The 25,288-nt window shown below is 59.4% G+C and carries 21 protein-coding genes; 16 read left to right on the forward strand and 5 right to left on the reverse strand.

The genetic code is table 11. From position 1 onward, the window contains the following. Positions 1 to 1,386: a serine hydrolase domain-containing protein gene (locus AUP74_RS05075; protein WP_069946624.1), complete on the reverse strand. Its 1,386-nt coding sequence runs from the start codon at positions 1,384 to 1,386 to the stop codon at positions 1 to 3. Between the two features lie 138 nt (positions 1,387 to 1,524). Further along, positions 1,525 to 2,685, reverse strand: coding sequence for a hypothetical protein (locus AUP74_RS05080; protein WP_145924321.1), 1,161 nt, complete (start codon positions 2,683 to 2,685; stop codon positions 1,525 to 1,527). A gap of 221 nt (positions 2,686 to 2,906) precedes the next feature. Here AUP74_RS05080 and hppD point away from each other — a divergent pair, with 221 nt between their 5' ends. The 4 genes from hppD to AUP74_RS05100 all read left to right on the forward strand — a co-directional run bounded on the left by hppD (position 2,907) and on the right by AUP74_RS05100 (position 7,598). Further along, positions 2,907 to 4,007: a 4-hydroxyphenylpyruvate dioxygenase gene (gene hppD / locus AUP74_RS05085; protein ID WP_069946626.1), complete on the forward strand. Its 1,101-nt coding sequence runs from the start codon at positions 2,907 to 2,909 to the stop codon at positions 4,005 to 4,007. A gap of 1 nt (position 4,008) precedes the next feature. Further along, entirely contained in the window at positions 4,009 to 4,557 is a 549-nt protein-coding gene (locus tag AUP74_RS05090; protein ID WP_069946627.1) for a VOC family protein, read from the forward strand. A 31-nt stretch (positions 4,558 to 4,588) separates the two neighbouring features. Continuing rightward, complete coding sequence (locus tag AUP74_RS05095; RefSeq protein WP_069946628.1) at positions 4,589 to 5,596, forward strand: fumarylacetoacetate hydrolase family protein; 1,008 nt, start codon at positions 4,589 to 4,591, stop codon at positions 5,594 to 5,596. A 304-nt stretch (positions 5,597 to 5,900) separates the two neighbouring features. Continuing rightward, a complete protein-coding gene (locus AUP74_RS05100) occupies positions 5,901 to 7,598 on the forward strand; it encodes an arylsulfatase (protein WP_226999899.1) in 1,698 nt (565 codons plus the stop codon). Positions 7,599 to 7,648: 50 nt separating this feature from the next. Here AUP74_RS05100 and AUP74_RS05105 read toward each other — a convergent pair whose 3' ends face one another. Then, positions 7,649 to 8,500 (reverse strand): carbon-nitrogen hydrolase family protein, encoded by an 852-nt coding sequence (locus tag AUP74_RS05105; protein WP_069946629.1) that lies wholly within the window; start codon positions 8,498 to 8,500, stop codon positions 7,649 to 7,651. A gap of 218 nt (positions 8,501 to 8,718) precedes the next feature. Between AUP74_RS05105 and AUP74_RS05110 the strand changes: the two genes are divergently transcribed. Then, positions 8,719 to 9,585, forward strand: coding sequence for an aldose 1-epimerase family protein (locus AUP74_RS05110; RefSeq protein ID WP_069946630.1), 867 nt, complete (start codon positions 8,719 to 8,721; stop codon positions 9,583 to 9,585). 31 nt (positions 9,586 to 9,616) lie between these two features. Here the strand turns inward: AUP74_RS05110 and AUP74_RS05115 are convergent, their stop codons facing one another. Both AUP74_RS05115 and AUP74_RS05120 read right to left on the reverse strand, forming a co-directional pair. Next, on the reverse strand, positions 9,617 to 10,348 hold the full coding sequence (locus AUP74_RS05115) for an N-acetylmannosamine-6-phosphate 2-epimerase (RefSeq protein ID WP_069946631.1): 732 nt from the start codon (positions 10,346 to 10,348) through the stop codon (positions 9,617 to 9,619). After that, positions 10,345 to 11,076 (reverse strand): GntR family transcriptional regulator, encoded by a 732-nt coding sequence (locus AUP74_RS05120; RefSeq protein ID WP_158514543.1) that lies wholly within the window; start codon positions 11,074 to 11,076, stop codon positions 10,345 to 10,347. Before AUP74_RS05120 ends, AUP74_RS05115 begins: the two co-directional genes overlap by 4 nt. A 137-nt stretch (positions 11,077 to 11,213) precedes the next feature. Here AUP74_RS05120 and AUP74_RS05125 point away from each other — a divergent pair, with 137 nt between their 5' ends. The 11 genes from AUP74_RS05125 to AUP74_RS05175 are packed head-to-tail and all read left to right on the forward strand — an operon-like array spanning position 11,214 to position 25,205. After that, a complete protein-coding gene (locus AUP74_RS05125; RefSeq protein ID WP_069946633.1) occupies positions 11,214 to 12,476 on the forward strand; it encodes an ABC transporter substrate-binding protein in 1,263 nt (420 codons plus the stop codon). Then, on the forward strand, positions 12,469 to 13,383 hold the full coding sequence (locus tag AUP74_RS05130; protein ID WP_069946634.1) for an ROK family protein: 915 nt from the start codon (positions 12,469 to 12,471) through the stop codon (positions 13,381 to 13,383). The genes AUP74_RS05125 and AUP74_RS05130 overlap by 8 nt, the downstream gene beginning before the upstream one ends. Then, positions 13,383 to 14,243 carry a carbohydrate ABC transporter permease gene (locus tag AUP74_RS05135; protein WP_069946635.1) on the forward strand — a complete coding sequence of 287 codons (861 nt, stop codon included), beginning with the start codon at positions 13,383 to 13,385 and terminating at the stop codon, positions 14,241 to 14,243. Before AUP74_RS05130 ends, AUP74_RS05135 begins: the two co-directional genes overlap by 1 nt. Further along, positions 14,243 to 15,070, forward strand: coding sequence for a carbohydrate ABC transporter permease (locus tag AUP74_RS05140; RefSeq protein WP_069946636.1), 828 nt, complete (start codon positions 14,243 to 14,245; stop codon positions 15,068 to 15,070). Before AUP74_RS05135 ends, AUP74_RS05140 begins: the two co-directional genes overlap by 1 nt. Then, on the forward strand, positions 15,067 to 17,637 hold the full coding sequence (locus AUP74_RS05145; RefSeq protein ID WP_083260829.1) for a glycoside hydrolase family 38 N-terminal domain-containing protein: 2,571 nt from the start codon (positions 15,067 to 15,069) through the stop codon (positions 17,635 to 17,637). Before AUP74_RS05140 ends, AUP74_RS05145 begins: the two co-directional genes overlap by 4 nt. After that, positions 17,630 to 19,141: a DUF4127 family protein gene (locus tag AUP74_RS05150; RefSeq protein WP_069946638.1), complete on the forward strand. Its 1,512-nt coding sequence runs from the start codon at positions 17,630 to 17,632 to the stop codon at positions 19,139 to 19,141. Before AUP74_RS05145 ends, AUP74_RS05150 begins: the two co-directional genes overlap by 8 nt. Further along, positions 19,138 to 20,718 carry an FAD-dependent oxidoreductase gene (locus tag AUP74_RS05155; RefSeq protein ID WP_083260830.1) on the forward strand — a complete coding sequence of 527 codons (1,581 nt, stop codon included), beginning with the start codon at positions 19,138 to 19,140 and terminating at the stop codon, positions 20,716 to 20,718. The genes AUP74_RS05150 and AUP74_RS05155 overlap by 4 nt, the downstream gene beginning before the upstream one ends. Positions 20,719 to 20,734: 16 nt before the next feature. Further along, positions 20,735 to 21,847: an ABC transporter ATP-binding protein gene (locus AUP74_RS05160; RefSeq protein WP_069946639.1), complete on the forward strand. Its 1,113-nt coding sequence runs from the start codon at positions 20,735 to 20,737 to the stop codon at positions 21,845 to 21,847. Between the two features lies 1 nt (position 21,848). Further along, complete coding sequence (locus AUP74_RS05165) at positions 21,849 to 23,018, forward strand: glycoside hydrolase family 10-like protein (protein WP_069946640.1); 1,170 nt, start codon at positions 21,849 to 21,851, stop codon at positions 23,016 to 23,018. A 2-nt stretch (positions 23,019 to 23,020) separates the two neighbouring features. Beyond that, positions 23,021 to 24,016 carry a carbohydrate kinase family protein gene (locus AUP74_RS05170; protein ID WP_069946641.1) on the forward strand — a complete coding sequence of 332 codons (996 nt, stop codon included), beginning with the start codon at positions 23,021 to 23,023 and terminating at the stop codon, positions 24,014 to 24,016. Continuing rightward, positions 24,009 to 25,205, forward strand: coding sequence for an AGE family epimerase/isomerase (locus AUP74_RS05175; RefSeq protein WP_069946642.1), 1,197 nt, complete (start codon positions 24,009 to 24,011; stop codon positions 25,203 to 25,205). The genes AUP74_RS05170 and AUP74_RS05175 overlap by 8 nt, the downstream gene beginning before the upstream one ends. Positions 25,206 to 25,288: the final 83 nt, after the last annotated feature.

Below are 25,288 nucleotides of genomic sequence, written 5' to 3' on the forward strand. Positions count from 1 at the left end.
TCAGCGGCCGCTCAACTTTTCGTTTCCCGCCGCCGGCAGCAACTCGGCGAAATTCTCTCCCACTGGATAACTCCCCGATGACCAACCCAGCCGCACGATGACGGTGTTGGTGGAAGGGGAAATCATCACGACCTGCTTGCGGTTGCCCTGCATAAAGTAAGTGTCCGCCGGCAGTTCCGGATAGCGCAGCGCGTCGCTGCCACTGTTCAGCCAGAACTGGTAACCGTAACGGGGCTCGTTATCGCTCGCGTTGGGCGTGGCGGCGCGCTGTACCCACTCTTCGGTCAGCAGCCGCTGGCCATTCAGCTCACCACGGTTCAGCATCAGCTGGCCCAGGCGCGCCCAGTCACGCGCGGAGGCATAGATGTAGGAGCTGCCCACAAATACACCGCTCGGGTCCACCTCGAAGACGGTATGTGCCATGCCCAGTGGCTGCAGCAATTCCCGCTGGAAGAAATCGACACTGGCCTGCACGTCACCGCCAAGCTGTTCATGCAGCCAGCGGGCAATCAGGTTGGTGGTGCCGGAGGAGTAAGAGAAGTGGCTGCCCGGGGTGTGCGCCGCCGGGCTGACCAGCGCGACGTCAGAGGCGCTGTGCGCGCTGAACAGCATATGCGTGGCATCGCTGCCGGGTGCATAGGTCTCGTCGAAGGCGAGGCCCGAAGACATCTGCAACAGTTGCTCCAGGGTGATGTCCCGGCGGGCGTCCTCCCGCCACTCGGGGAACAGCGTCGTCGACGTACGGTCACCCTGGCCGAGGGCCTCCAGTCGCCCCTGCATCATCGCGGTCAGGCTCTTGCCCATGGACCAGCCCAGCAGCGGCGTCTGCGGGTGAATACCCTCGGCATAGGCTTCGGCCTCCAGTGCCCCGTCCTGCACGACCAGCAGGGCGCGGGTCTCGAGTCCGGCGGCATTGTCCCTGGCCAGCATGGCACCCAGCTGTTGTTGCAGGTCAGGGTCAATGGCGGGAGTACCGGTGCCTTTCGGCCAGGGCGCGTCAGAGGTTTTGATTGTCTCCATGGTCACCCCGTCCAGGGGCGCGGTGTCGCCGATTTCCAGCGCGCAGCCGAGACCCTCGCGATAGCGGGCACTCACTTCACCGAGCCCCACCAGGTCCGCCGTCACCCGGCGCGCGTCGTCGTCATACTGCAGGTCCAGCAGGCGGTTCGCCGGAGAGTAGGAGGCCAGGTCCTCGACGATCAGGTTCGGTGCAAATCCGGACACATAGCGCCCGGAACACGCCAGTTTGGCCCCCATGCCGGTCGCCACCCGCACGGCACTGCCGAGCTGGGTGACGGAGAAGCCCAGCAGGGAGGGCGCCATCAGTGTTACCGCCAGCGCCAGGGCAGCAACCGTGCCGAGTAGGATCTTGATTGTGGTTTTCATGGTTGAACACTCGTTCTCTGGCCCGCGCTGTTAGGTGGCGGATATTTATTATCCAGTGGATTCTATCGGCTGGCGGGGAACGGCGCTGGTCTCTTTGGGCCATGCGACGGGCAGGGGCAGCAACGGGGGAGCGGGCGATTAGCTGGCCGGGATTGCGAAAACAGTAATAAAGGCGAGTACGGCCGCCACGAGACTGAAGAAGAGCTGCTGTCCCCTCGAGTGGCTGACACTAATGGCGACCAGGCATTGCAGCAGGTAATAGAAAGCAAAGGCTCGGGACGCGAGTGCGACGATCTCCAGGGTATTGGCCATCCAGGCCAGTGCGATCGCGCCTCCACCCACCAGCACGGTACCAAAGCGGAGCTTTAACTGGTGATGGGTCACTTCCTCGAGATTGCCGGTAGCGGCGAGGGTATCGGCGACTGCGGCGGAGAACTGGCTCAGCGCGGCGGCGATGACCAGCGGTGCTACCAGGAGCCCTGAAGCCGCTGCGGCCAGATGAATCAGGCTGTTGTCATTGAAGTGGCCGTTGAGGGTGTGGATCAATGGCAGCGCGGCTGTCACGAAGACCAGGTATACAGCGGTAGAGAGCCATTGAGACAGACGCGACGCCTGTACACGCGCTTTGGCAGTGAACTCGTCGCCGAGATAACGGGTTGTTTCGAAGCCCTGCACCACGATCAGGGTCCCGGCGACAATCGTCGCTACCTCCCATGGTGTATGTTCGGCGGCCTTGAACAGGGTAATGCCCCGGGAAGATTGCCACGCCTGCAGGTCGTACAAGCCGAAGCCCACGATCAGCATTACGATAATGACCAGCGTGACGCCGAGCGCCCAGCCCTCCAGCATCGATAGTGCACCGAGCCCCCTGGTGAGGCCTATGGCCATAATCACCACAATGACCGCTGTCGTCAGCAGGCTTTCGTTAAAGTCGGTGTCCAGATGGACGCTGCCAAGCACGAAGGCGGAGAGGATGTGCAGGTAGAGGCAGACAGAGATCACGTAAGCCATGACCAGCGCCAGGTCGGAACAGCGTTCAAACGCCAGGGTCGATTCCTTTGGCTTCCCGGCTAGCGCTGGTTCCGCCGTGCGGATATTAAAGCGGATGACCGCTCCAACACAGAAAGCCACGGCGCAGACAATCGCCATCGCAATCGGGGCATATGGGCCTACCGCACCGGCCAGAATCGGCACTATAACCAGGAAACCGCTGCCGAAGATGGAGGCCAGCGGCGTCACCGTCGCCCGGAACAGTGCCTCCGGGTCACCGCTGCTGTGAACCGTAGGTCTTCGCTTCACTGGTCGATATCCCGAATTGAGGGACTGATTACTTAAGCATTGTCCAATGCCTGAAAGCCCGCAAACTGGGCACTGGCCGTCATCAAATGTGACTGGATGGTGCAAGATCGTCCGCTGCACCGGTTGACATTAGTTGCACGTGTAACTAAGTTCGTTGCACCTGAAACTAACTGGCTGCCCCAAGCAGGCGGTCTATAGAAAGAAATACAACGGAGGATCACATGGCCGATTTGTTTGAGAACCCGATGGGCCTCAACGGCTTTGAATTCGTAGAGTTCACCGCACCGGAGAAGGGCATCCTGGAACATGTCTTCGACGCCATGGGCTTCACCAAGGTGGCCCGTCACCGCTCCAAGGATGTTGAGCTGTGGCGTCAGGGTGATATCAACTTCATCACCAACTACGAGCCCAAGAGCCACGCCGACTACTACGCGCAGGAGCATGGCCCCTCTGCCTGTGGCCTGGCCTTCCGCGTAAAAGATGCCAAGTTCGCCTACGAAGAGGCGCTGAAGAAGGGCGCGCAGCCGGTAGATGTGCACACCGGCCCGATGGAACTGCGCCTGCCGGCCATCAAGGGTATCGGCGGTGCCACCCTGTACCTGATCGACCGTTACGAAGACGGTAGCTCCATCTACGACATCGACTTCGAGTGGATCGAGGGCGTTGACCGCCACCCCGAAGGCTGCGGCTTCCACACCCTGGACCACCTGACCCACAACGTTTATCGCGGCCGCATGGACTACTGGGCCAAGTACTACGAAGACCTGTTCAACTTCCGCGAGATTCGCTATTTCGACATCAAGGGCGAGTACACCGGCCTGCTGTCCAAGGCCATGACTGCGCCGGATGGCAAGATCCGCATCCCGCTGAACGAAGAGGCAGCCGGTGGCGGCGGCCAGATCGAAGAATTCCTGATGAAGTACAACGGCGAGGGTATCCAGCATATCGCCTTTGCCTGTGACGACCTGCTCAAGTGCTGGGATCGTCTGAAAGAGCGCGGTATGGAGTTCATGACCGCTCCGCCGGAAACCTACTACGAAATGCTGGAAGAGCGTCTGCCGGGCCACGGTGAGCCCACCGGTGAGCTGAAGTCCCGCGGCATCCTCCTGGACGGCAACACCGAGGGCGGCCAGCCGCGCCTGCTGCTGCAGATTTTCTCCGCCAACATGCTCGGCCCGGTGTTCTTCGAGTTCATCCAGCGCAAAGAAGATGAAGGCTTCGGCGAGGGCAACTTCAAGGCGCTGTTCGAGTCCATCGAGCGCGACCAGCTGAAGCGTGGCGTGATCGGTGACAAAGGCAAAGAAGAGAAGCCGGAGGCCTGATATGGGCATCAAGCGCATTCATCACGTGGCCTACCGCTGCCGCGATGCCAAGGAGACCGTGGAGTTTTACCGCGATCTCCTCGGCATGGATTTCCAGCTGGCTATTGCCGAAGACAAGGTGCCCTCCACCGGGGCGCCGGATCCGTACATGCACGTGTTTCTCGATGCGGGGCAGGGCAATGTGCTGGCCTTTTTCGAGCTGCCCAACTCCCCGGACATGGGCCGCGATGAGAACACGCCGCAGTGGGTGCAGCATATTGCCCTCGAAGTCGAGAGCATGGATGAGCTGATGGCCATGAAGCAGAAGCTCGAGGACGCGGGTATTGATGTGCTCGGTCCCACCAACCACACGATCTTCAAGTCCATCTACTTCTTCGACCCCAACGGGCATCGTATCGAGCTGGCGGCCAATACCGCCGAGCCCGGTATGCACAAGGAGTTGAAGCGGGTGGCGGAAGACATGCTGGAAGAGTGGTCCCGCACCAAGAAGGCACCGCGTCATGCTGCCTGGATGCACGGTGAAGAAGAGTTCAAAGCTCTAGACCCCTAAACCCAAAGATTGAAAGCGAGAGGAAGGCACAGTGAAGTTAGCCAGCCTTAAATCCGGCCGCGACGGCCAACTGGTGGTGGTCAGCGACGACCTCACCCGAATGGCGTCCGCAGCCGACATTGCCCCGACCCTGCAGAATGCACTGGATAACTGGGCCGAAGTTTCCAGCAAGCTGGAAGCCCTGCATGCAAAGTTGCAGAGAGGCGAAATCGAAGGCGAAGCCTTCGACCAGGCCAATTGTCACAGCCCGCTGCCCCGTGCCTACCACTGGGCAGATGGCAGTGCTTATGTGAATCACGTGGAGCTGGTGCGCAAAGCACGCAACGCCGAAATGCCGGAAACTTTCTGGACCGACCCGCTGATGTACCAGGGTGGCTCCGATACTTTCCTGGCGCCGCGTGAGCCGGTAAAAATGCCGCAGAGCGAAGGTTTCGGTATCGACTTCGAGGCCGAAATTGCCGTCATCACCGACGACGTGCCCATGGGGGTGTCCCCGGAGGAAGCCCTCAAGCACATCAAGCTGATCATGCTGGTGAACGATGTGTCCCTGCGTGGCCTGATCCCCGGTGAGCTGGCCAAAGGCTTCGGCTTCTATCAGTCCAAGCCGTCCAGCGCGTTCTCGCCGGTCTGTGTCACACCGGAACAGCTGGGTGATAGCTGGAAGGAAGGCAAGCTGCACCTGCCACTGACCTCCGAGTTGAACGGCAAGACCTTTGGCAAGCCGAACGCCGGCGTGGACATGACTTTCCACTTCGGCCAGCTGGTGGCCCACGCGGCCAAGACCCGTCCCCTGGGAGCGGGCACTATCATCGGCTCCGGCACGGTGTCCAACAAATTGGATGGTGGCCCAGGCAAGCCAGTGGATGACGGCGGTGTCGGCTACAGCTGTATCGCCGAGATCCGCATGATCGAAACCATCCAGAACGGCAAGCCGAGCACCTCCTTTATGGACTTCGGTGATCGTATCGCCATCGAGATGTACGATGACGAGGGCAAGTCGATCTTCGGTCGCATCGAGCAGGTTGTCGAAAAATCATAAAAATCACTCGATAAGAAGAAGGCCACCCAAGCGGGTGGCCTTTTTTGTTTCACTACTCCTCTTCTACACCCGCGACCTTCGCCGGTTGTTATCTCTTTACCTGCTGCCGGCGCCTTTCCTGACTAATCACCCACTTTCCACTTCCTTCGGCAGGAGCTGAATATCACGCCGGAGGTCCGGAGGCTCAGTGCTCCAGTGCTTCTGTGGGCTAGAGTTAGCGGAGAAGTGCGCTTCGATTAGCCTGCCCTGGTAGCGAGCGGGCGTACGTTTCTCCGTAATCTGGTAATGCAAAGGAATAGCTGTCGTGAAAAGTACCTGCTTCGCCTTGATGGCCGCTCTGCTTCTGTTCGCCTGCTCAGAGAAACAGGATACGGATTCGACGGCCACGGGCGATTCGGCACAGAAAACAGTGAGCTCTGCAGTCACTGAGCACCGGGAAGCCGAAACCGAGCAGATCATTGCCTCAAGCAAGAGAGAGTCGGCGGAGCAGAATAGCAATTCCGCCCAAGACAAAAAGCCGGCCAATCGCCAATCAGGCGGCAAGCCCAACATACTGGTGATCTGGGGTGACGATGTCGGCATGTGGAACATTAGCGCCTATCACCGAGGCATGATGGGAGGGAGTACCCCAAATATCGATCGTATTGCCAAAGACGGCATGATGTTTATGGATCACTATGCCCAGGCATCATGCACCGCGGGGCGGGCCGCATTTATCACCGGCCAGTATCCCATCCGCACCGGCTTGAGCACCGTTGGCCTGCCGGGCGCGAAAGAGGGAATCATGAAGAAAGATCCTACCCTCGCGGAGATGCTCAAAGCCAAGGGTTATGTCACCGGCCAGTTTGGCAAAAATCATCTTGGTGACCGGGATGAACATTTACCAACCAATCACGGTTTTGACGAGTTCTTCGGGATTCTCTATCACCTGAATGCGGGCGAATATCCGGAGCAGTATGACTTCCCCAAAGATGAAGCCATACAGGAAAAGCTAAAACTGAAAATGCGCGGTGTCATTCACTCCCGGGCAATGCCAGATGGGTCGCAGAAGATTGAAGATCTCGGACCTTGGGGGCGGGAGCGGCAGCGTAACCTTGATCAGGAAGTGCTCGAACAGTCCAAGCGTTTTATCAGTGACGCGGTTAAATCTGGCAAACCCTTCTTCGTCTGGCACAACACCACACGCATGCACTATCGCACTAACCTGAATGAGGAATATGCCGGTAAAAGTGGTTATGGGATCTATGCAGACGGAATGATGGAGCTGGATGATGACGTTGGCGAGCTACTGGACCTCCTCGACGAGCTTGGTGTTGCCGACAATACCATCGTCATGTTTTCAACCGATAATGGTGCAGCCTCCAATTCTTGGCCAGATGGCGGCAACCATCCGTTCCATGGTGAAAAGGGTGTTGGCGGCTGGGAGGGCGGATTCCGGGTCCCCATGCTGGTGAAGTGGCCTGGGCATATTCCCGAGGGGGCCTATACCGGGGAATTCATGACCATGGAGGATTGGGTGCCGACATTCATGTCCTGGCTGGGTGACAAAGACATTAAGAAGGAACTGCTGACCGGTAAAAAAATCGGCGGGCAGAGCTACAAGGTGCACTTGGATGGTTACGATCAGAGTGATCTGTTACTCAACCTGGGCAAGTCAAAACGTAAGGAATTTTACTATTTTACCGAAGCGACTTTCCACGGTATGCGCTATGGCGACTGGAAATTACTATTTATCCGGCAGGACCACTGGTTCCGTGCCCCGCAAAATGCCCTCACTACCCCATACATCATCAATCTGAAACTCGACCCCTTTGAGCGTTTTACCGAATCCCGAGGTTACGATGAATGGGCTGAAAACCGTAGCTGGATACTCGGGCAGGCAGGTCCGAAGATCGCTGAGTTTGTCCAGTCTTTCAAAGAATTTCCCCCCAGCCAGAAGAGTATGGAGTTGCAAGTGGATGCGGTGAGCGAAACCATCAATTCGCAGGCGATGAGTCGTTAACCTGGCTTTCTGCCGGATTTCTGTTGCTACTTTAAGTGATAGCTCTCTGCCTACAGTCGGCGCATCGACAGCAATGGCATCTGCCTTCTCACCTTTTCCAGTTTTACCACTTGCAGGTTTGCTGTGATTACCGCTTCGCCTTCCCCGGCTTCGGCGAGCACCTCTCCCCAGGGATCGATGATCACTGAGTGCCCCCAGGTGCGCCTTTTGGGTGAATGCACACCGCCCTGGTTGGCGCCGATCACGAAGCAACCATTCTCGATTGCACGTGCACGTAACAGCGTCAACCAGTGCGCCTGCCCGGTGGTATGGGTAAACGCTGACGGCACCACGAGAACTTCTGCACCGGCTACAGCCAGATTGCGGTAGAGCTCGGGAAAGCGCAGGTCGAAACAGACACTCAGCCCCAACTGCCCCCAGGGTGTTGGAGTGACCAGGGTTTCCTCCCCGGGCTCGATACTCGCAGACTCACGGTAACTGCCCGCCGCGTCTTCTACCTCCACATCGAACAGGTGAATCTTGTCGTACCGGGCGCGGAGTTTGCCCTGAGCGTCATAAACCAGGCAGGCCGAGCGACTGCGCCGGCCCTCAGTCGCCGAGCCATCCGGCCGCTGCGATAGTGGCACTGAACCCGCTACGATCCAGATGCCCAGCTCCGCGGTCCAGTGCTGCAGCGCGCTTTGAATAGGCTGACGTTCAGGACAGGCTTCGCCCTCGCCGGCAAAGGTCTCGGCGACCGAAAAACTACCTCGATCTGACATGTGGGCAAAGTTTTCCGGCAACAGGGCAATTTTTACTCCGCGACTGACAGCGTCACACAGCAGTGAGTGAGCACTTGTCAGGTTATCGCTGACCGATTCGCTGCTCACCATCTGTATGGCAGCAATGCAGACGTCTTTCATGGTTGGCTTCCTTCAGCCTGATCACGACTGTGGCATTTTTATTTTGACCGTACCTGTCATCGGTATGTCCGGCAAGAGTCGCAAAAAGAGGTGTTGTCTGAAATCATGGCAGGTCAATTGAATGCCTCGACCCGGCGCCTCCTGATTGTTTTGTTTGGTTTGCCACTGGTGAGGAGTGCCGATGGATCAAAGTTTATAGAAAAAAGGGTAGGTGAGTGATGGCAAGTCTGATTTTGAAAAATGACCGCCTCACTGTCGCAGTGCGCGAAAAAGGGGCAGAGTTGTTCAGCTTGGTGGATCATGTTCGCCAGCGGGAACTGATGTGGCGGGGTGATCCGGATGTCTGGGCCGGCACGGCGCCGATTTTGTTTCCTGTGGTGGGTCGCCTGAAGGGCGGCGGCTACCATCACGATGGCCACTGGTATGCCATGCGCAAACACGGCTTTGCCAAAACGCGGGATTTTTCACTTGTCAGTGCCGATGAGCATTCTTTGACGCTGGTGTTGCAGGCCGATGAACTGACCCGGGCCCAATACCCATTTGAGTTTTTGCTGCAGGTCACTTTCAGGCTGGAGGAGAGCGGCCTGTCGGTGCGCTATGGGGTAGAGAATCGCGGTGAAGGGGGGATGCCATTTTCCCTCGGCTCCCATCCCGCCTTCGCCCTGCCGGGCGAAACCATGGAGGCCTCGGACAGTTACCTGGAATTCGAGTGCGAGGAGCAGGGCGGGTGCTACTGCCTGGAGGGTGATCTGTTGAGTGAGAATGCTGGGCCTTCGCCCATAGTGGGGCGGCGCCTGAGCCTTGGGCGGGAGACCTTCGCCAGGGATGCGCTGATCTTAAAAGATATCCGTTCGCGCAAAGTCGGTCTGTTCGCAAGAGGTGAACGGCTGCTGGAATTCGATACTGGCGGCGCGGCCCATCTTGGTGTGTGGGCAAAACCGAACGCACCCTACGTCTGTATCGAGCCGTGGTTGAGCACAGACGATTCACCTTCCGCACCTGCCGATCTAGCGGACAAGCCCGGATTTATCACATTGCAGCCCGACGAGGTTTTCGAAACCGGTTACCGGATCCACTGCGCCTGATCAGGTCGAGGGTAACGCTGCGCGACAACTGCTAGGAGTGTTCACTCGCTACCGCTTGTGCTTTCTGCAGGAGGGGAGCTGAAGTGGCTTCGGCAAACCACTGAGTTACCACCTCGGTACGAGTGATCGCCGTGCCGACGGTGACAGCCCAGGCGCCCAGTTGTCGCGCTTTAGCGCAGTCTTGCGGGGTGTTGAAACGACCCTCGGCCATGACCCGCGGATAGCTCTGTGCCAGCAGCTGGAGGAGTTCGAAATCCGGCTCGGCTGGCACAGGGCCGCCGGTATAGCCGGACAGCGTCGAACCGACAATGTCGGCACCGAGGCGGTAAGCGTTCGCCGCATCGGCCATGCAACTGCAGTCCGCCATCGCGACCCTGCCGTGACCATGAATCGCATCGACTAGTGCGTTGAGAGGTGCAGGCCTTGGGCGGGCGGTAGCATCCACGGCGATGATGTCTGCCCCGGCCAGAGCCAGCGCTTCGACATCAGAGAGAAAAGGGGTGATGCGCACCGGGCTGTCCGGCAAATCCCGCTTCACGATGCCGATAATCAGCGCCTGTGGCAGTGCCTCCCGCACCCGGGCCACGCGGGGGGCGCCTTCGATACGCAGACCATCGGCTCCTCCAGCGATGGCCGCGCTAGCCAGCCGCATCACGGTTTCGTCGTTATCCATGGGACCGTTGTCCACCGGCTGGCAGGAGACGATCAGGCCGTTTTGCACCCTTCTATCCAGTGCGTCCAGAGCTTCCGTGCGTGCTGTCATGATTCGTAAACCGTGGCCAGGCGGGTGCCGTTGCGCTGCACCAGCACGTTGAAGCGGTAGCGGTCTGCGCGGTACAGACTTTTGGCCAGCTCGATAATACGACCTTCCTCATCGTACACGGTGCGCTCCGCCAGTAACGCCGGGCTGAAAGCGGGAATCTGCAGTAAGTCCGCCTCCTCTTCATCGACAACCGTGGCACTAATCTCCTGGCTGGCCTGATCCACCACCATCTCGTACTGGTCGTGAAGCAGGCTGTAGAGGGAACCACTGCTGAGTTGCTGGATGGCCAGCTCCGGGAACGTGGCTTTTGGCAGGTAGACCCGCTCGATGGCCACCGGCTCCCCGTCAGCCAGGCGCAGCCGGCGTACCAGGAACAGCTCCGCGCCGGGAGCGACGTTCATCTTGCTGGCGAGCTTCACGTCCGCCTGAACCACATCATTGAACAGCAGCCGGTTGGAGGGGGTGAGGCCCAGCTGCTGCATCTCCTCACTGAAGGACATCAGCTTGAGTTGGCTGGCGAGCGGCTGTGCCTTGACGAAGATCCCCGCGCCCTGGCGGATTTCCACCCTGTGCAGTGTTTCCAGGTGCTTCAATGCCCTGCGCAGGGTGTCGCGGGATACGCCCAGTTGCTCACTGAGCTCGCGCTCACCCGGCAGGCGGGTGCCCGGGGCCTGCTGGTCGATGATGTCCAGCAGCTGGCGATGCAGCTGCTGTTGTTTGCGGGTCATCCCCATCTGAAAGTCCTGAATGCCGGGATATTGGCATGCTAATTGGCCGATAGTGACGAAAATACTATACCAATTGGTTTGATTTTCAAATTCGGATTGGTTTACAGTCGGGGTGATAAGAAGGGATAAGACCAATAATGCAATTGATCCTCGGCCCAGTCACCAGGCTGATCGCGGTCGGCATCGCAGCACTGTTCAGTGCCTGTGTCAGTGCCGCCACCCAGATCCAGTTCTGGACCATGCAGCTCTCCCCCTTTCACGATGAATACGTGAACGGGCTGATCGCCGAATTCGAGCGACAGAACCCGGACGTGCGCGTGAAGTGGGTGGACGTGCCGTGGAAGGAAATGGAAAAGAAGGTGCTCGCCTCCGTGGCCGCGCGCACCGCCCCCGACCTGGTCAACCTCAACCCGCAGTTTGCCGCCAAGCTGGCCCAGTACGGAGCACTGGCAGATCCGGAGCGCTTCCTGAGCCCGGAAGAGATCAGCGCCTATCTGCCGAATATCTGGCAGGCGAATAAATACCGCGGACAGAGCTTTGCCATCCCCTGGTACCTCTCCACCACCGTGACCATTTTCAATCGCGAGCTGCTGGAACAGGCCGGCGCCAGGGTGCCGTCAGACCACATCGAACTGCTGGATACCGCCAAACGCATTCGCAACACGCTGGACAAGTACGCTTACTTCCCGGCGATGGACGGCAGTCATCCGATGGAAAGCCTGGTGGCCATGGGGGCACAGCTGGTGGATGAAGGTCGGGGTGCGGTTGGGTTTGATAATGAGGCCGGCCAGGCGTTTTTCCGTTACTACCGCGATCTCTATCAGCAGGGCCTGATCCCGCGCAATGTGCTGACCGAAGGGCATCGTAAGGCCGTCGACCTGTTCCAGTCGGGCGAGGTGGCCATGATCACCACCGGCATGCAGTTCCTGAACAATATCCGCATCAACTCCCCCGACCTTTTTAAAAAAATCGGCATTGCGCCGCAGCTTAAGGTTAAGGATGCACCCTTCAACGTGGCGGTGATGAATCTGGCTGTGCCAGCACTATCCAAAAACAAGGAAGCCGCATTCCGTTTTGCCACCTTCGTCACTAATCACGAAAACCAGATGGCACTGGCTCACCGCGTGCCGCTGATGCCATCCACCGCCGAGAGCTATCGCGATCCGTTCTTCAGCGAACTTGGCCCAGAGCCCGGCATCGTCGATCGCGCCCGCCTGCTGTCGGCGCAGCAGATTCTTGAGGGTGGCGTGCTGGTGCCGCCGCTGCCCAACTACAGCAAGCTGAAAACCAGTTTTGTCTACAACCTGCAGTCCGCCATGCTGGGGAGATTGAGCGTGGATGAAGCGCTTGATGAAACCGCGCAGACCTGGGCACTTTTTCTGGGAGGTTCCGATGAATGAGTGCGTGCTCGCCGCTGACCTGGGCGGCACCAAGATTCGCACCGCGGCCTTTATGGCTGGTGAGGCGCATTTTGTTAGTGACCGACCAACGGATCTCAGCGCGGGTCGCGACGGCGTGATGGCGGCGCTGCGCGCTGCCATTGCGGATTGCCGGGAGCAGGCATCCACCAATGGTTGGGCGCCGGTCGCAGTAGGCGTGTCCTGTGCCGGCGTGATTGATCCACAGCAGGGTTTGGTCGTCGATGCGACTGCAGCCATCCCCGGCTGGAAGGGCACCCGGGTCGCCGAATTGCTGGAGCAGGAGCTTGGACTGCCCGTCGCGGTGGAGAATGACGTAAAGGCTGCGCTGCTTGGGGAACTGTGCCGATCACCCGTGTATCGCGAGGGCACCACGGTCATGTTGGCGCTGGGCACTGGCCTCGGCGGTGCCATCGCCATCGATGGGGAAATACTGTCGGGTGCTTCTCAGGTGGCGGGCCATTTCGGCCGCACGCGCCTGCCCAGCCCCTGGCAGAGCGGCAAGACGCTCGCACTGGAAGACCTGGTTTCCGGCACTGGCCTGGCAAATATCGCCAACCACCTCGCCGGTGCGAACAGCTTCGACAACGGTCGCGATGTGCTGTCTGCACTGCGCCGCGGTGAGGCGCCCGGCCGTGCGGCCTGCGAGCGTTTCTGTGATTTCCTCCTTCTCGCATTGGAAAATATCTACTGGTCACTGAACCCGGATCGGGTACTGATCGGCGGTGGTCTGGTCGCCGCGCGGGAAGACTGGTGGCATCTGCTGGAGCAAAAGCAGGCTGCCGCAGGCTTGCCGCTGTTGCTGGAGCCAGCGGGGCTTGGCAACGATGCCGGCATTTACGGTGCCGCCGCGCTCGCCCACACCCACGCAAATACCGGAGTGGTGTGATGCAAAAGAGTCCGGGGCTGACCCCGTATCTGTTTCTTATCCCGGCTTGCGCCATTATTGGTGGCTTCGTGCTGTATCCGATGCTGCACGCCATTGCCGCCAGCCTCACCGATTACAACATGATCACCGAATCCCGGTTTGTGGGTGCGGACAACTATCGCAAACTGATCAAAGATCCCTTTTTCTGGAACAGTCTCGGCAACACGCTGCTCTACCTGATTGTTGTGGTGCCATTCCTGGTGATTGCACCGATTTTCCTCGCGCTGCTGGTCAATAAGTCACTGGCCGGAATCAAAGTCTTTCGGGCGATCTTCTACCTGCCGGTGATCACCTCGCTGGTGGTGACCGGCCTGATCTGGAAGTGGGTCTATGAAGAGCAGGGCATCCTGAACTATTTCCTGCTCTCGACCGGTATTACCGATAATCCGGTGGCGTTCCTGACCGATCCTGCCAACGCGCTCTTCTCCGTGATGGCAGTGACCATCTGGACCGGGCTCGGCTATTACATGGTGATCTATCTGGCCGGCCTGCAGTCCATTCCCAAGCACCTGTATGAGGCGGCGGAAGTGGAGGGGATTTCCAAGTGGCAGCAGACGATACACATCACCATACCGTTGCTGAAGCCGTCGATTGCCATTGTCGCAGTCATGTCCTCAATCGCCGCGATGAAAGTGTTCGAGGAAGTCTATGTCATGACCCAGGGTGGACCGCTCGATGCCACCAAGACCCTGGTGTATTTCATTTACCAGAGCGCCTTCGAGGAGTTTGAAATGGGCTATGCGTCGGCGGCCGGCGTGGTGCTGTTCCTCCTGACGCTGGGTCTGTCGATGATCAACCTGTTCGTACTGAGGAAGCGCTGATGAAAAGTTCCTGGCTTTCCATCGCCCTGCGCTACCTGGCGCTCGCGGCAGTCGCCATGCTGACCATGGGGCCGTTCCTGTGGCTGTTGTCCACGGCGTTGAAATCCGGCAGCGAGAATATTTTCCAGTACCCGCCATCGCTGCTGCCAGCGCAGCCGACGTTGGAGAACTTCTGGCGTGTCATCGAAACGCAGCCGTTTCTCCTCTACCTGAAAAACAGCGTGCTGGTGGCGGGTTTGGCAGTGGGCGCCAACCTGATCTTTGCCTCCCTGGCAGCCTACCCATTGGCGCGCATGGATTTTCGCGGCAAGAACCTGATCTTCATGCTGTTACTCAGCTCTATGATGATCCCGTTCCAGTTACTGATGATCCCGGTCTACAACATTGCCATTAACCTGGGGCTACAGAACTCTTACCTGGGATTGGTGTTGCCCCATGCCTGCACGGCGTTTGGGGTGTTCCTGATGCGGCAGGCTTTCCTCGGCATTCCCCGTGCGCTGGAAGAGTCCGCCATGATCGAGGGCCTTTCCCGCCTGCAGATCTGGTGGCATGTATTGTTGCCATTGGTGAAGCCGTCACTGGCGACCCTGGCCGTCTTCAGCTTTATCGGCGTCTGGGGTGATTTCCTGTGGCCGCTCATCATTCTCGACGATCCGGGCTACTACACGTTGCCGCTGGGTGTTAACCGCCTGGCCAATACCTTTTCCATGGACTGGCGGCTGGTGGCGGCCGGGGCAGTCTTTTCCATCTTGCCGATCCTGGCCGTATTTATCTTCAGCCAGAAATACTTTATTGAGGGCGCCATGCGTGGTGCGGTGAAGGGATGACGAGAGACGTTGCTGTCGTAGTCCAGACCCACTGGGATCGGGAGTGGTATTACCCGCACCAGACATTCCTTGGGCGTCTGCTGCAGGTCATGGAGCAGGTGGTCGAGCAGCTGGACAGTGGTCAGTTGGTCTCGTTCCTGTTTGATGGCCAGGTGTCGGCAATCGAGGATTTCTATCGCGAGGCTGAGCCGGCACTGGCCGAGCGTGTGCGCCATTATGTCAGCGAGCGGCGCATCATCATCGGGCCCTGGTACATCATGGCCGATGAGTTTCTCTGCAGTGGCGAATCGCTGATTCGCAACCTGGAGCTGGGCATTCGTCGGGCCAATGGGCATGGCCACTGCCAGTCCGTGGGCTACCTCCCGGATACGTTCGGCCATGTTTCGCAGATGCCCCAATTGCTAGGTGGTTTTGGCATCGACAATGCCGTTGCATGGCGCGGTATCGATGCGGGACATTCCGAATTGCTGTGGCAATCTCCGGATGGCAGTGAAGTTTTTACTGTCTTCCTGACAGAGGGCTACTACCAGCATCCGTTCAATACGGAAGACTGGCAGGGCAACCTCACCGCGTATCTGGAAAAAATTGAGGGGCGCAGTAAGGGACGGCAGCTATTGCTGACCCAGGGCGGAGACCATCTGCTCAGCGATTCGCGACTGCAGGCACGCATCGACCAGTTCAATACCGAGCAGGACGCCTACAGACTGCAGCAGACAACGCTGGCGGATTACATTGCGCAGCTACAGGAGCAAACCGGCGCTTGCGATCGTATCGAGGGTGAACTGCGCGGAAACAGCGGCGCATTCGTACTGCCGGATGTGCTCTCCACCCGCCAGTACCTCAAGCAGCAAAATCAGCAACTGGAAGATAGGCTCACGGGACTCATAGAGCCGCTGCTCGCGGTAATGCCAGCCGATCGTTATCCCGCGCGCTATCTGGAGCAGACCTGGCAGTTATTGATCGAGCAGCATGCCCACGATTCGATTTGTGGCTGTAGTGTCGATTCAGTGCATCGGGAAATGGAATCCCGTTTTGAGCAGCTGCACCAGCGCCTGGATCATCTGCGCCAGCTCGCGCAAACCCGTATGGGAATGATCAATCAGCAACTGGCCGATGCCCGTGAGCGGAGCTTGCCCAGCCCATTCGCCGACGACAGTGAATTCACGCTCTTTAATCCCTCGCCGAAGCCGAGCTCCAGCTGGTCGATTCACTCACTGTTTCTCGCCGGTGATCGTGCGGATGCACTAAAGGTCACGGATAAGCAGGGTAAGCCACAGGAAGCGTGCATCCTGGACAGCCAGCCCGCGCAGGAATTCCACTCACCCCTGGATGACTTCCCGGATATGGTGCATGGCTATCGCTACACTGTTGCGATCAAGGGCAGCCTACCGGGCCTTGGAATGTTGCCGTGCATTGCAGAGAAACAGGATACAAAGAGCGCTGCCGGCACCTCGGTCGTTCAGTCCCCTGAAGACCAATCCCCGCTGCTTCAGAACGAGTTTTACCGTATCTCTTTGGAGGGTGATCGCGAACTGGTCATCGAGGACAAGGGCAGCGGCCGACGCCATGTCGACATGCTGGCGCTGGTCAGTGAAATTGATACCGGTGATACCTATAACTTCTCACCGCTGGATTCCCGGCGCTACCGTGCCATGGTCGAAACAGTTGCCAGTGCACAGCTCCCCGGAGGGATTGGCGAACTCCGTCTGCAGCTGCGGTTGCCGCAGCCAGCCGGTCTGTCGCCGGACCGGCAGGATACTTCCGAGAAGGAAGTCACCAGCACCGGCACATTGACACTCCGCCTGTTGCCAGACGATGAATTTATCCACTGTGCATTGGTGTGGGAAAACCATGCCGGCGACCAGCGCCTGAGGCTGCACATTCCCTTGCAGGAGGCAGTCGCCAGCACTGCTGCGGATTCGGCCTTTGACTGGATTGAGCGACCAAAACAATACGCAGTCACCATGCAGGCCCAGGGCCAGCAGGAAGCGCCGGTGTCCGTCATACCGACTCAGAGCGCCATCAGTGCGGGGGCGGTCGGTTTCGTGCACCGGGGGCTGCAGGAGTTCGAAGTGATCGAGGGCGAGGGGCAAGACCTGCTCGGTATCACCCTGATCCGCAGCGTCGGCTGGCTGTCACGGCGTGACCTGAAAACCCGTGGCCTGGGTGCAGGTCCTGACTTGGAAACGCCCGAAGCGCAGTGCCTTCGTGAACACCAGTTTGAATTCGCCTTTACCTTGCGTGCGCCGACACCAGTGGAATTGTTGAACCGCGCCGCCGGTTTCCGTAAACCCGTGACGGCGCTGCGCGGCCATCCCAGTGTACAGCTGGTTCAGGTACAGCTGGCAAACAAGGATCTACAGGTTTCCAGCGTGCGCCACACCGAGCACGGCCTGGAGATCCGCCTGTGGAACCCGACTGCAAAATCGATTGATGCCAGCTTCGACCGGCCGGTAGTCCGCACGGACCTGGCGGGTGCCGTACTGAAACATTCGTTAACTGTCAGGCCGAAACAGATCGCTACGTTTGTCGTTAGCGACGCAGCGAAGGAGGACCGTCATGCCTGACCAGCCAGCAAAAAGAATCCTGGCGCTGCCGGTCGATGGTCGGCCGGTAACGCGGGAACAGGTGCAGCTTCTCGCTGAGGTTGCCGGCTGTGAGCTTTCCTGCCCGGCGGTGGAGGAACTCGGCTATTTCCGCGAACCGGCCAGCCGCGACCATCTGGCCGCATGGGTTTCTGAACGGGCGGAAGCGGCCGATGGTTTTATCTTTTCCATCGACATGCTCGTATACGGCGGGCTGGTGCCATCGCGCTTTATCGACGACAGCGAGTCTTCCCTGCTCGAACGACTGGAACTTCTCAAACAGCTGAAACGCGGCTACCCGGACCGGCCGCTTTACGCTTTTTGCGCGACCATGCGCCTGTCCAACAATAATGAGAACGAAGAAGAGAAGCTCTACTGGGCGGATTATGGCGAGCTGATCTGGCGCTGGTCTTACCACAGTGATCGCTTCGATTGCCTTGGCAATTCCGAAGACCGGAACTGGGCGGAGATGGCGCGGGCAATGATCCCGGAGCAGATCCGCCAGGATTACCTCACCACCCGCGCGCGTAACTTTGCCGTGACCTGCCGCGTGCTGGAACTGGTCGAGGCGGGGGTGATCGATCGGCTTATCCTGCCCCAGGATGATACTGCCGAGTACGGTTTCAATATTGCCGAGCGCAGAAAACTGCAGGCCATGGTGGATAAGCGCGGCCTCGGTGAACGCGTGCTGATTTATCCTGGCGCGGACGAGGTGATCTATACCCTGCTGGTCCACCAGCTGCAGCATCTGGGCGTGATTCCCCCGCTCAAGGTAGCGCTGCATCCGCACCAGCCTGATGTAATCCAGACGATGGTGGCCCGATACGAGGATCGTACGCTGCTGGAATCGATTCACTGCCAGATCGCCGCGGCCGGCGCGGCGCTGGTGCCGAACACTGTGGCTGCCGATGCTGTGATTGCGGTGCATACCAGTGGCTCTCAGCAGGGTGATTGGGCCATGGAGCAACCACTACCGGACCCGGTTGCAGCCGACAGCGACTGGCTCTCCTCCCTGAAGAAAAACGACAAGCCGCTGGCGCTGCTGGATCTTGCTTATGCCAACGGCGGTGATCCACAGCTGATACAGGCTTTACCCCGACCGCTGCGTTCGTTGACTGCCTATGCGGGCTGGAATACTGCCAGCAACAGTATCGGCAGTCTGGTGGCGCAGCTGTGTGTCGCAGTGAATGGTGGCTCGACAGAAAACAATCGCCATCTGCTGGCGATCCGGTTGCTGGATGACTTTCTCTACCAGGCGGATTTCCGCCAGCGGTTGCGCCGCCAGGTCCCGGAAGCGGCGGCGGATCCCGATCGTTTATTGGCAACCCTGGAGACGCTCTATCTGGAAGAGGCGCGCGAGTGGCTGCAAGAACAGGGCTTCGACGATATACAGGTCGACAGTCTGTATCTGCCCTGGCGACGCAGTTTCGAGATCGGCCTGCGCACGCGAATCGGTTCTTCGTGTGAGGCTGAGGTGAACGCATGAACAGCGTGAACGTCGAAGCAGCAGTGATCGGTGCCAGCCTCGGCGGTGTGTTGGCAGCCTATCAGCTGTGTAAGCGCGGCGTGCGCACACTGCTGGCCAGCGAGTTTGACTGGATTGGCGGCCAGCTCACCAGCCAGGGAGTGCCGCCAGATGAGCACTCGTATATCGAATCCTTCGGGGCCAGCGACAGCTACTACCGTTTTCGTCAGGCGATTCGAGAGTATTACCTGGCGAATGAGCAGTTCCACGATAACGGCACCATGACCGAAGGCTGCAACCCGGGTGATGGCTGGGTCAGCCGACTGTGTTTTGAGCCCGCCGTCGCCGAGCGCTACCTGCGCGACTTGCTGCAGCCGCATATTGCCAGCGGCTTGCTGCGCCTGCAGGAACATTGCCGACCGATCGACACAGGTCGCTCTGGTCGCAATATCGCGTGGGTGGAACTGGAACATCAAAGCGGTGAGCGGCTGCGCGTACACGCCCATTACTTTCTCGATGCCACCGACACCGGCGAGCTGCTGGCACAGGCGGATTTGCCCTACCGACTCGGCAAGGAGTCCCGCGCGGCGTTCAACGAACGCCAGGCACCCGAGCAGGCCAGCATGGCGGACCAGCAGCCGGTGACCTTCGTCTTCGCCCTGCAGAAAACCGACCCGGCGCAGTCGACAGCGATTCCCAAACCGGAAGCCTATGACTTCTGGAAAAACTACATCGTGCCCCACTACGGCTATCCGCTGTTCAGCGACCACCTGCCGGGCCATGAGGGTTATTCCTCGGTGCAGCTGCCTCTGTTCGGAGACGGAGAGACCCTGGACTTGTGGCGCTACCGGCGCGTTGTCGCCGCCCACAACTGGGATGATGGGCGGGCGGATATCAGCCTGATCAACTGGGCACAGAACGACTATGCCCTGGCACCACTATTAGATGGGCCAACGACACAGGCACAGGTAGTGGCAGAGGCCCGCGAGCTGTCATTCTGCCTCGCCCACTGGCTGCAGACCGAGGCACCGCGATCCTGGATCGGTGAGGAAGGGCAGGGCTTCCCGGAGCTGTCACTGGCAACCACGGCTTTGGGTACCGAAGACGGACTGGCACAGCAGGTCTATGTGCGCGAATCCCGCCGCATCGTCGGCCTGCAAACCCTGACCCAGTCCGAACTCGAACTGGATCCGGCAAAAAAGTGGGACCCGGCGTGCTGCGATCACAGTGTCGGCATCGGTCTGTACAACATGGATATCCATCCCACCTGTGAATCGGGCATGGGCTCCAATGCCCGCGTGCGTCCGTTCGAATTGCCGCTGGAAATTTTCATCCCCGCCGATGCCGACAACCTGCTGCCCGCCTGCAAGAACCTGAGCGTTACCCATCTGGTCAATGCGGCGACCCGCGTGCACCCGATTGAATGGCTGGTGGGTGAGGTGGCCGGTTTGCTGGCGGCGTTCTGCATCCGGCAAGAACTGAAACCCGGCACCCTGGCAGCCCGGGAGCACGCTGTGGTGGATTTCCAGCGCAGCCTCACAGAGAGCGGCATTCCCCTTCACTGGCCCGACAACCCGGCAATCACCGCTGTGGACTGAGTAGAGAGAGTTATCGATGGCAGAGTTACAACTTCAGGCGGTCAAGAAGCGCTTCGGCAGCATCCAGACCATTCATGGCGTGGACCTGCAGATACAGCCGGGGGAGTTCGTGGTGTTCGTCGGTCCCTCCGGCTGCGGTAAATCCACCCTGCTACGGATGATCGCCGGGCTGGAAACCGTGACCGAAGGCAGCATCCATATCGCCCGCCGCGATGTGACCAGTCTGGCGCCGAGCAAGCGTCGGGTGTCCATGGTATTCCAGTCGTATGCGCTGTATCCGCACATGACCGCCGAGCAGAACCTCAGCTTCGGCATGCGCATGCGCAAGGTACCGAAGGAGACCATTCAGGAAAAAGTCGGCCGCGCCAGCGAGATCCTGCAACTGGAGCCCTACCTGAAGCGGAAGCCCGGCGAATTGTCCGGCGGCCAGTGCCAGCGCGTGGCCATCGGTCGCGCTCTGGTACAGGACCCGGATGTCTTCCTGTTCGATGAACCGCTGTCCAACCTGGACGCGGAACTGCGGGTAAAGATGCGCACCGAGATCGCCGACCTGCACCAGCGTCTCGGTGCCACTATGATCTACGTCACCCACGACCAGACCGAGGCCATGACCCTGGCCAACCGCATCGTAGTGTTGCGGGATGGCCGGGTGGAGCAGGTGGGTGAACCCATGGCCCTGTATACCAACCCGGCCAATCAGTTCGTGGCCGGGTTTATCGGCTCACCAAAAATGAATTTCCTCCCGGTGCAGGCTACCGGTATGGAGGATCAAAAAACGAAAGTTGCCGTTAGCGGCGAGAGTGGCGAGAGCGGCAAGGTGGAACTGGCGGTTCCGTGCGGCACAGAACCAGCGGCCGGCGATGAACTGACCCTGGGCATTCGCCCGGAGCACATCACCGTCGACGACAGCAGCGAACTGCGGGCACAGGTGCGTTCGGTGGAGCAACTGGGTTCCATCAGTTACCTGTACTGTACCCTCGGTGGTCAGTCACTCTGCGTGCAGAGTCATGGACAATTACTGCCACGCCCCGGTTACGAAGTGGGCCTCGCCTTTGTCCCGGAAAAGCTCTACCTGTTCGATGCTGATGAGCAAACCATCTCGACCCTGAAGCCGATGGCGGAGCACTGATATGCGTAAGCTGGTCCTGTTATGCCTGTGGATGCTGCTCGCGCAAATCGCTTGCGCGGCGAATTCGGAGAGTGCACATGAGGAACCCCTACCCGAGGCGGTGCGCGGGGTCTGGCTCACCAATGTGGCCAGCGATGCGCTTTACAGCCGCGAAGGTATCGAAGAAGCGGTGGCGCTCTGTGATGAACTGGGTATCAACACCATCTTTGTGGTGACCTGGAACAAGGGGCAGACACTCTACCCATCGGCAGTCATGGAAAATTTCACTGGGGTCGCGATGGACCCAGCGCTGGATCCCGCTTCCATTGGTCGTGATCCGCTGCAGGAAGTGATCGATGCGGCTCGCCCTCGCGGTATCAAGGTGATCGCCTGGTTCGAATTCGGCTTTTCTTCCTCCCACAGTACCAACGGCGGCGAGATCGGCCGGCTGAAACCGCACTGGAAATCCCTCAACGCCGGGGGCGAGCTGGTGACCAAAAATGGCTTCGACTGGCTCAACGCGCTGGATACCGAAGTACAGGAATTCATGACTTCGCTGGTGCTGGAGGTGGCGCAGCGTTATGACGTCGATGGCATCCAGGGCGATGACCGCCTGCCGGCGATGCCTTCCGAGGGCGGTTATAACCCGGCCGTGATCGCTCACTACCAGCGCGAACACAATGGCGCAAAGCCGCCGACTGATAGTCAGGAGCCGGCCTGGGTCGACTGGCGGGCGGATATCCTCAGCGACTACGCGCAAGATCTTTATCGACAGGTCAAAGCCGTGCGGCCAGACCTGATCGTGTCTTTTTCACCTTCCATCTTTCCCTGGTCCAAGCGGGAATACCTGCAGGACTGGCCCGCCTGGTTGCAGGCCGGCAATGTGGACCTGCTGGTGCCGCAGGTCTATCGCCACAACCTTGCCGATTACGAAGCCGCACTGCAGCAGACGCTGGCGCAGGTACCGGAAGAGCAGCGAGAAATATTTGTCCCCGGTGTGCTGATTAAGGTCGGTGACCAGTTACCCAGCCGCGAGTTGTTCGAGGGCATGCTGGCTGCCAACCGCCGCGCGGGCCTGCTCGGCGAAGTGTTCTTCTTCTACGAGGGGCTGCCGCAATTCCGGGAATCCATTCAGGCTTCCTACCAGGCACAACCGGTGCGCTTTCCCGAATACCTGCAGGGAGAAGAGTAGCGATGTTGAAAGTCGTCTGCTTTGGCGAGGCGCTGGTCGATCTCCTGTCGGATCGGGTGGCCGGTAATGCCAGTACGGGTAGTGCCGAGAGCGGGGTGGAACAGTTCCGCAAGTTTCCCGGTGGTGCGCCAGCCAATGCCGCAGTGGCGGTGGCGAAGCTCGGCGGCGAGGCCTATTTCGCCGGCATGCTGGGGGAGGACCTGTTCGGGCGCTTTTTGTTTGACGCGCTACGATCCGAGGGGGTCAAGACCGACTATGTGCGCTTTACCAATGAAGCAAAAACTGCGCTGGCTTTTGTCTCCCTCGATGAGAGCGGCGAGCGCAGTTTTGAATTTTACCGTCCGCCTGCGGCGGACCTGTGCTTTCGCCCCGAGCATTTCCATCAAGACACCTTCTCCGGTCAGGGCATTCTGCATTTGTGCTCCAACAGCCTGACGGATGGCGAGATCGCCGCTACCACCCTGCAAGCGGCAAAGACCGCCCAGGCTCAGGGCTGGCTGGTGAGCGTCGATGTAAACCTGCGCCACAACTTGTGGCCGGCGGGTTCGGCCAGTCGCGGACGGGTGCTGGAATTGGTGGCACTGGCGGATATCGTCAAGATGAGCCGCGAAGAGCGGGACTTCCTCACCAATGGGAAAGATTTCCACAGCCAGTTGCTGCAACAGCGTCCACAACTGCTATTGGTCACCGATGGCCCGCAGCCTCTGCAGTGGATCAGTGCCGTCGGTCAGGGCACAGTGGTACCGCCCCGGACCGATACGGTGGACACCACCGCCGCCGGCGATGCCTTTATCGGTGGCTTGATCTATCAGCTGGCACAACAACGTGTGACGCCGACCGAACTCTCCGGCTGGCTGCATACAGAAATATTCCAGCAGGCTCTGCACTTTGCCTGCGCCTGCGGCGCCCATGCAGCATCGAAAGCGGGTGCATTTCCCTCATTGCCCAATCAGCAATCGCTCAACGCCTTCCTCTCTGCAAGGAGCCACCATGCCTGATACTCCAAACTTCCGCAGCGCCGAGTTTCTGAAGCAGCACGTCGACAGCATTCTGGCCTTCTACCAGCCCCATGTGACTGATGGGCGGCTGGGTGGCTTTCATCAGAACTACCTCGATGATGGCACCGTGTTTGATCCGGGCTTCAAACACCTGGTCAGCTCCACCCGTATGATCTTCAACTACTGCGGCGCCTATCGACATTCCGGCAACGAGGAAGATTTGCAGCGCGCACGGCATGGCCTCGAATACCTGCGCAACCAGCACTGGGACGCGCAGCGCCAGGGCTACAACTGGTTGCTGAACAACAATGCCCCTGTGGACCAGACCAACCACTGCTATGGCCTCGCCTTTGTGATGCTGGCACTGGCCAGCTGCGTGGAGCTGAATCTGGACGGCACCAGGGAGGATCTCTACAAAACCTGGGATCTGCTCAATCAGCATTTCTGGCAGGCCGATGCCGGACTCTATGCCGACGAAGCCACACCGGACTGGCAGACGGTCAGCCCCTATCGGGGGCAGAACGCTAACATGCACTGCTGCGAGGCCTTGCTGGCTGCTTACAAGGCGACGGGTGACAAGCAGTTCCTCGATCGCGCTTACACCCTGGCCCGGACCGTTGCTGTCACTCTGGCGGACAAGGCCGAGGGGCTGATCTGGGAGCACTTCACCGAAACCCTGGAGATCGACTGGGACTACAACAAAGACGACCCGAAAAATCTCTACCGGCCCTGGGGCTTCCAGCCCGGCCACCAGACCGAGTGGAGTAAGTTACTGCTCACTCTGCACCGTTATCGGCCGGAGCCGTGGATGCTGGAGCGGGCCCGCAACCTGTTCGACCGTGCGCTGGAAGTTTGCTGGGATGGTGAACACGGCGGTATCGCCTACGGCCATGCGCCGGACGGCAGCATCTGTGATGCCGATAAATATTTCTGGGTGCAGGCAGAGAGCTTTGCCGCCGCGGCATTGCTGGCAGAGGCCACCGGCGAGGAAATGTACTGGCAGTGGTACGACCGTATCTGGGATTACTGCTGGGCACACTTTATCGATCACGAGCACGGTGCCTGGTACCGCGTCCTCGATCGGCAGAATCGCAAATACTCCAATGAAAAGAGCATCGCCGGCGGTAAGTGTGACTACCACACACTGGGTGCCTGCTGGGAGCTACTGGAGCTGTTAAAGCGCCGCTGATTGGCAAACAAGAACAGGCGAAAAAGAAAAACCGCACCGGGTTCTCACCCCGTGCGGTTTTTTTATCGGTGGGTGCCAGTGCT

The sequence above is a fragment of the Microbulbifer aggregans genome, from assembly GCF_001750105.1.
Classification (GTDB): Bacteria; Pseudomonadota; Gammaproteobacteria; order Pseudomonadales; family Cellvibrionaceae; genus Microbulbifer; species Microbulbifer aggregans.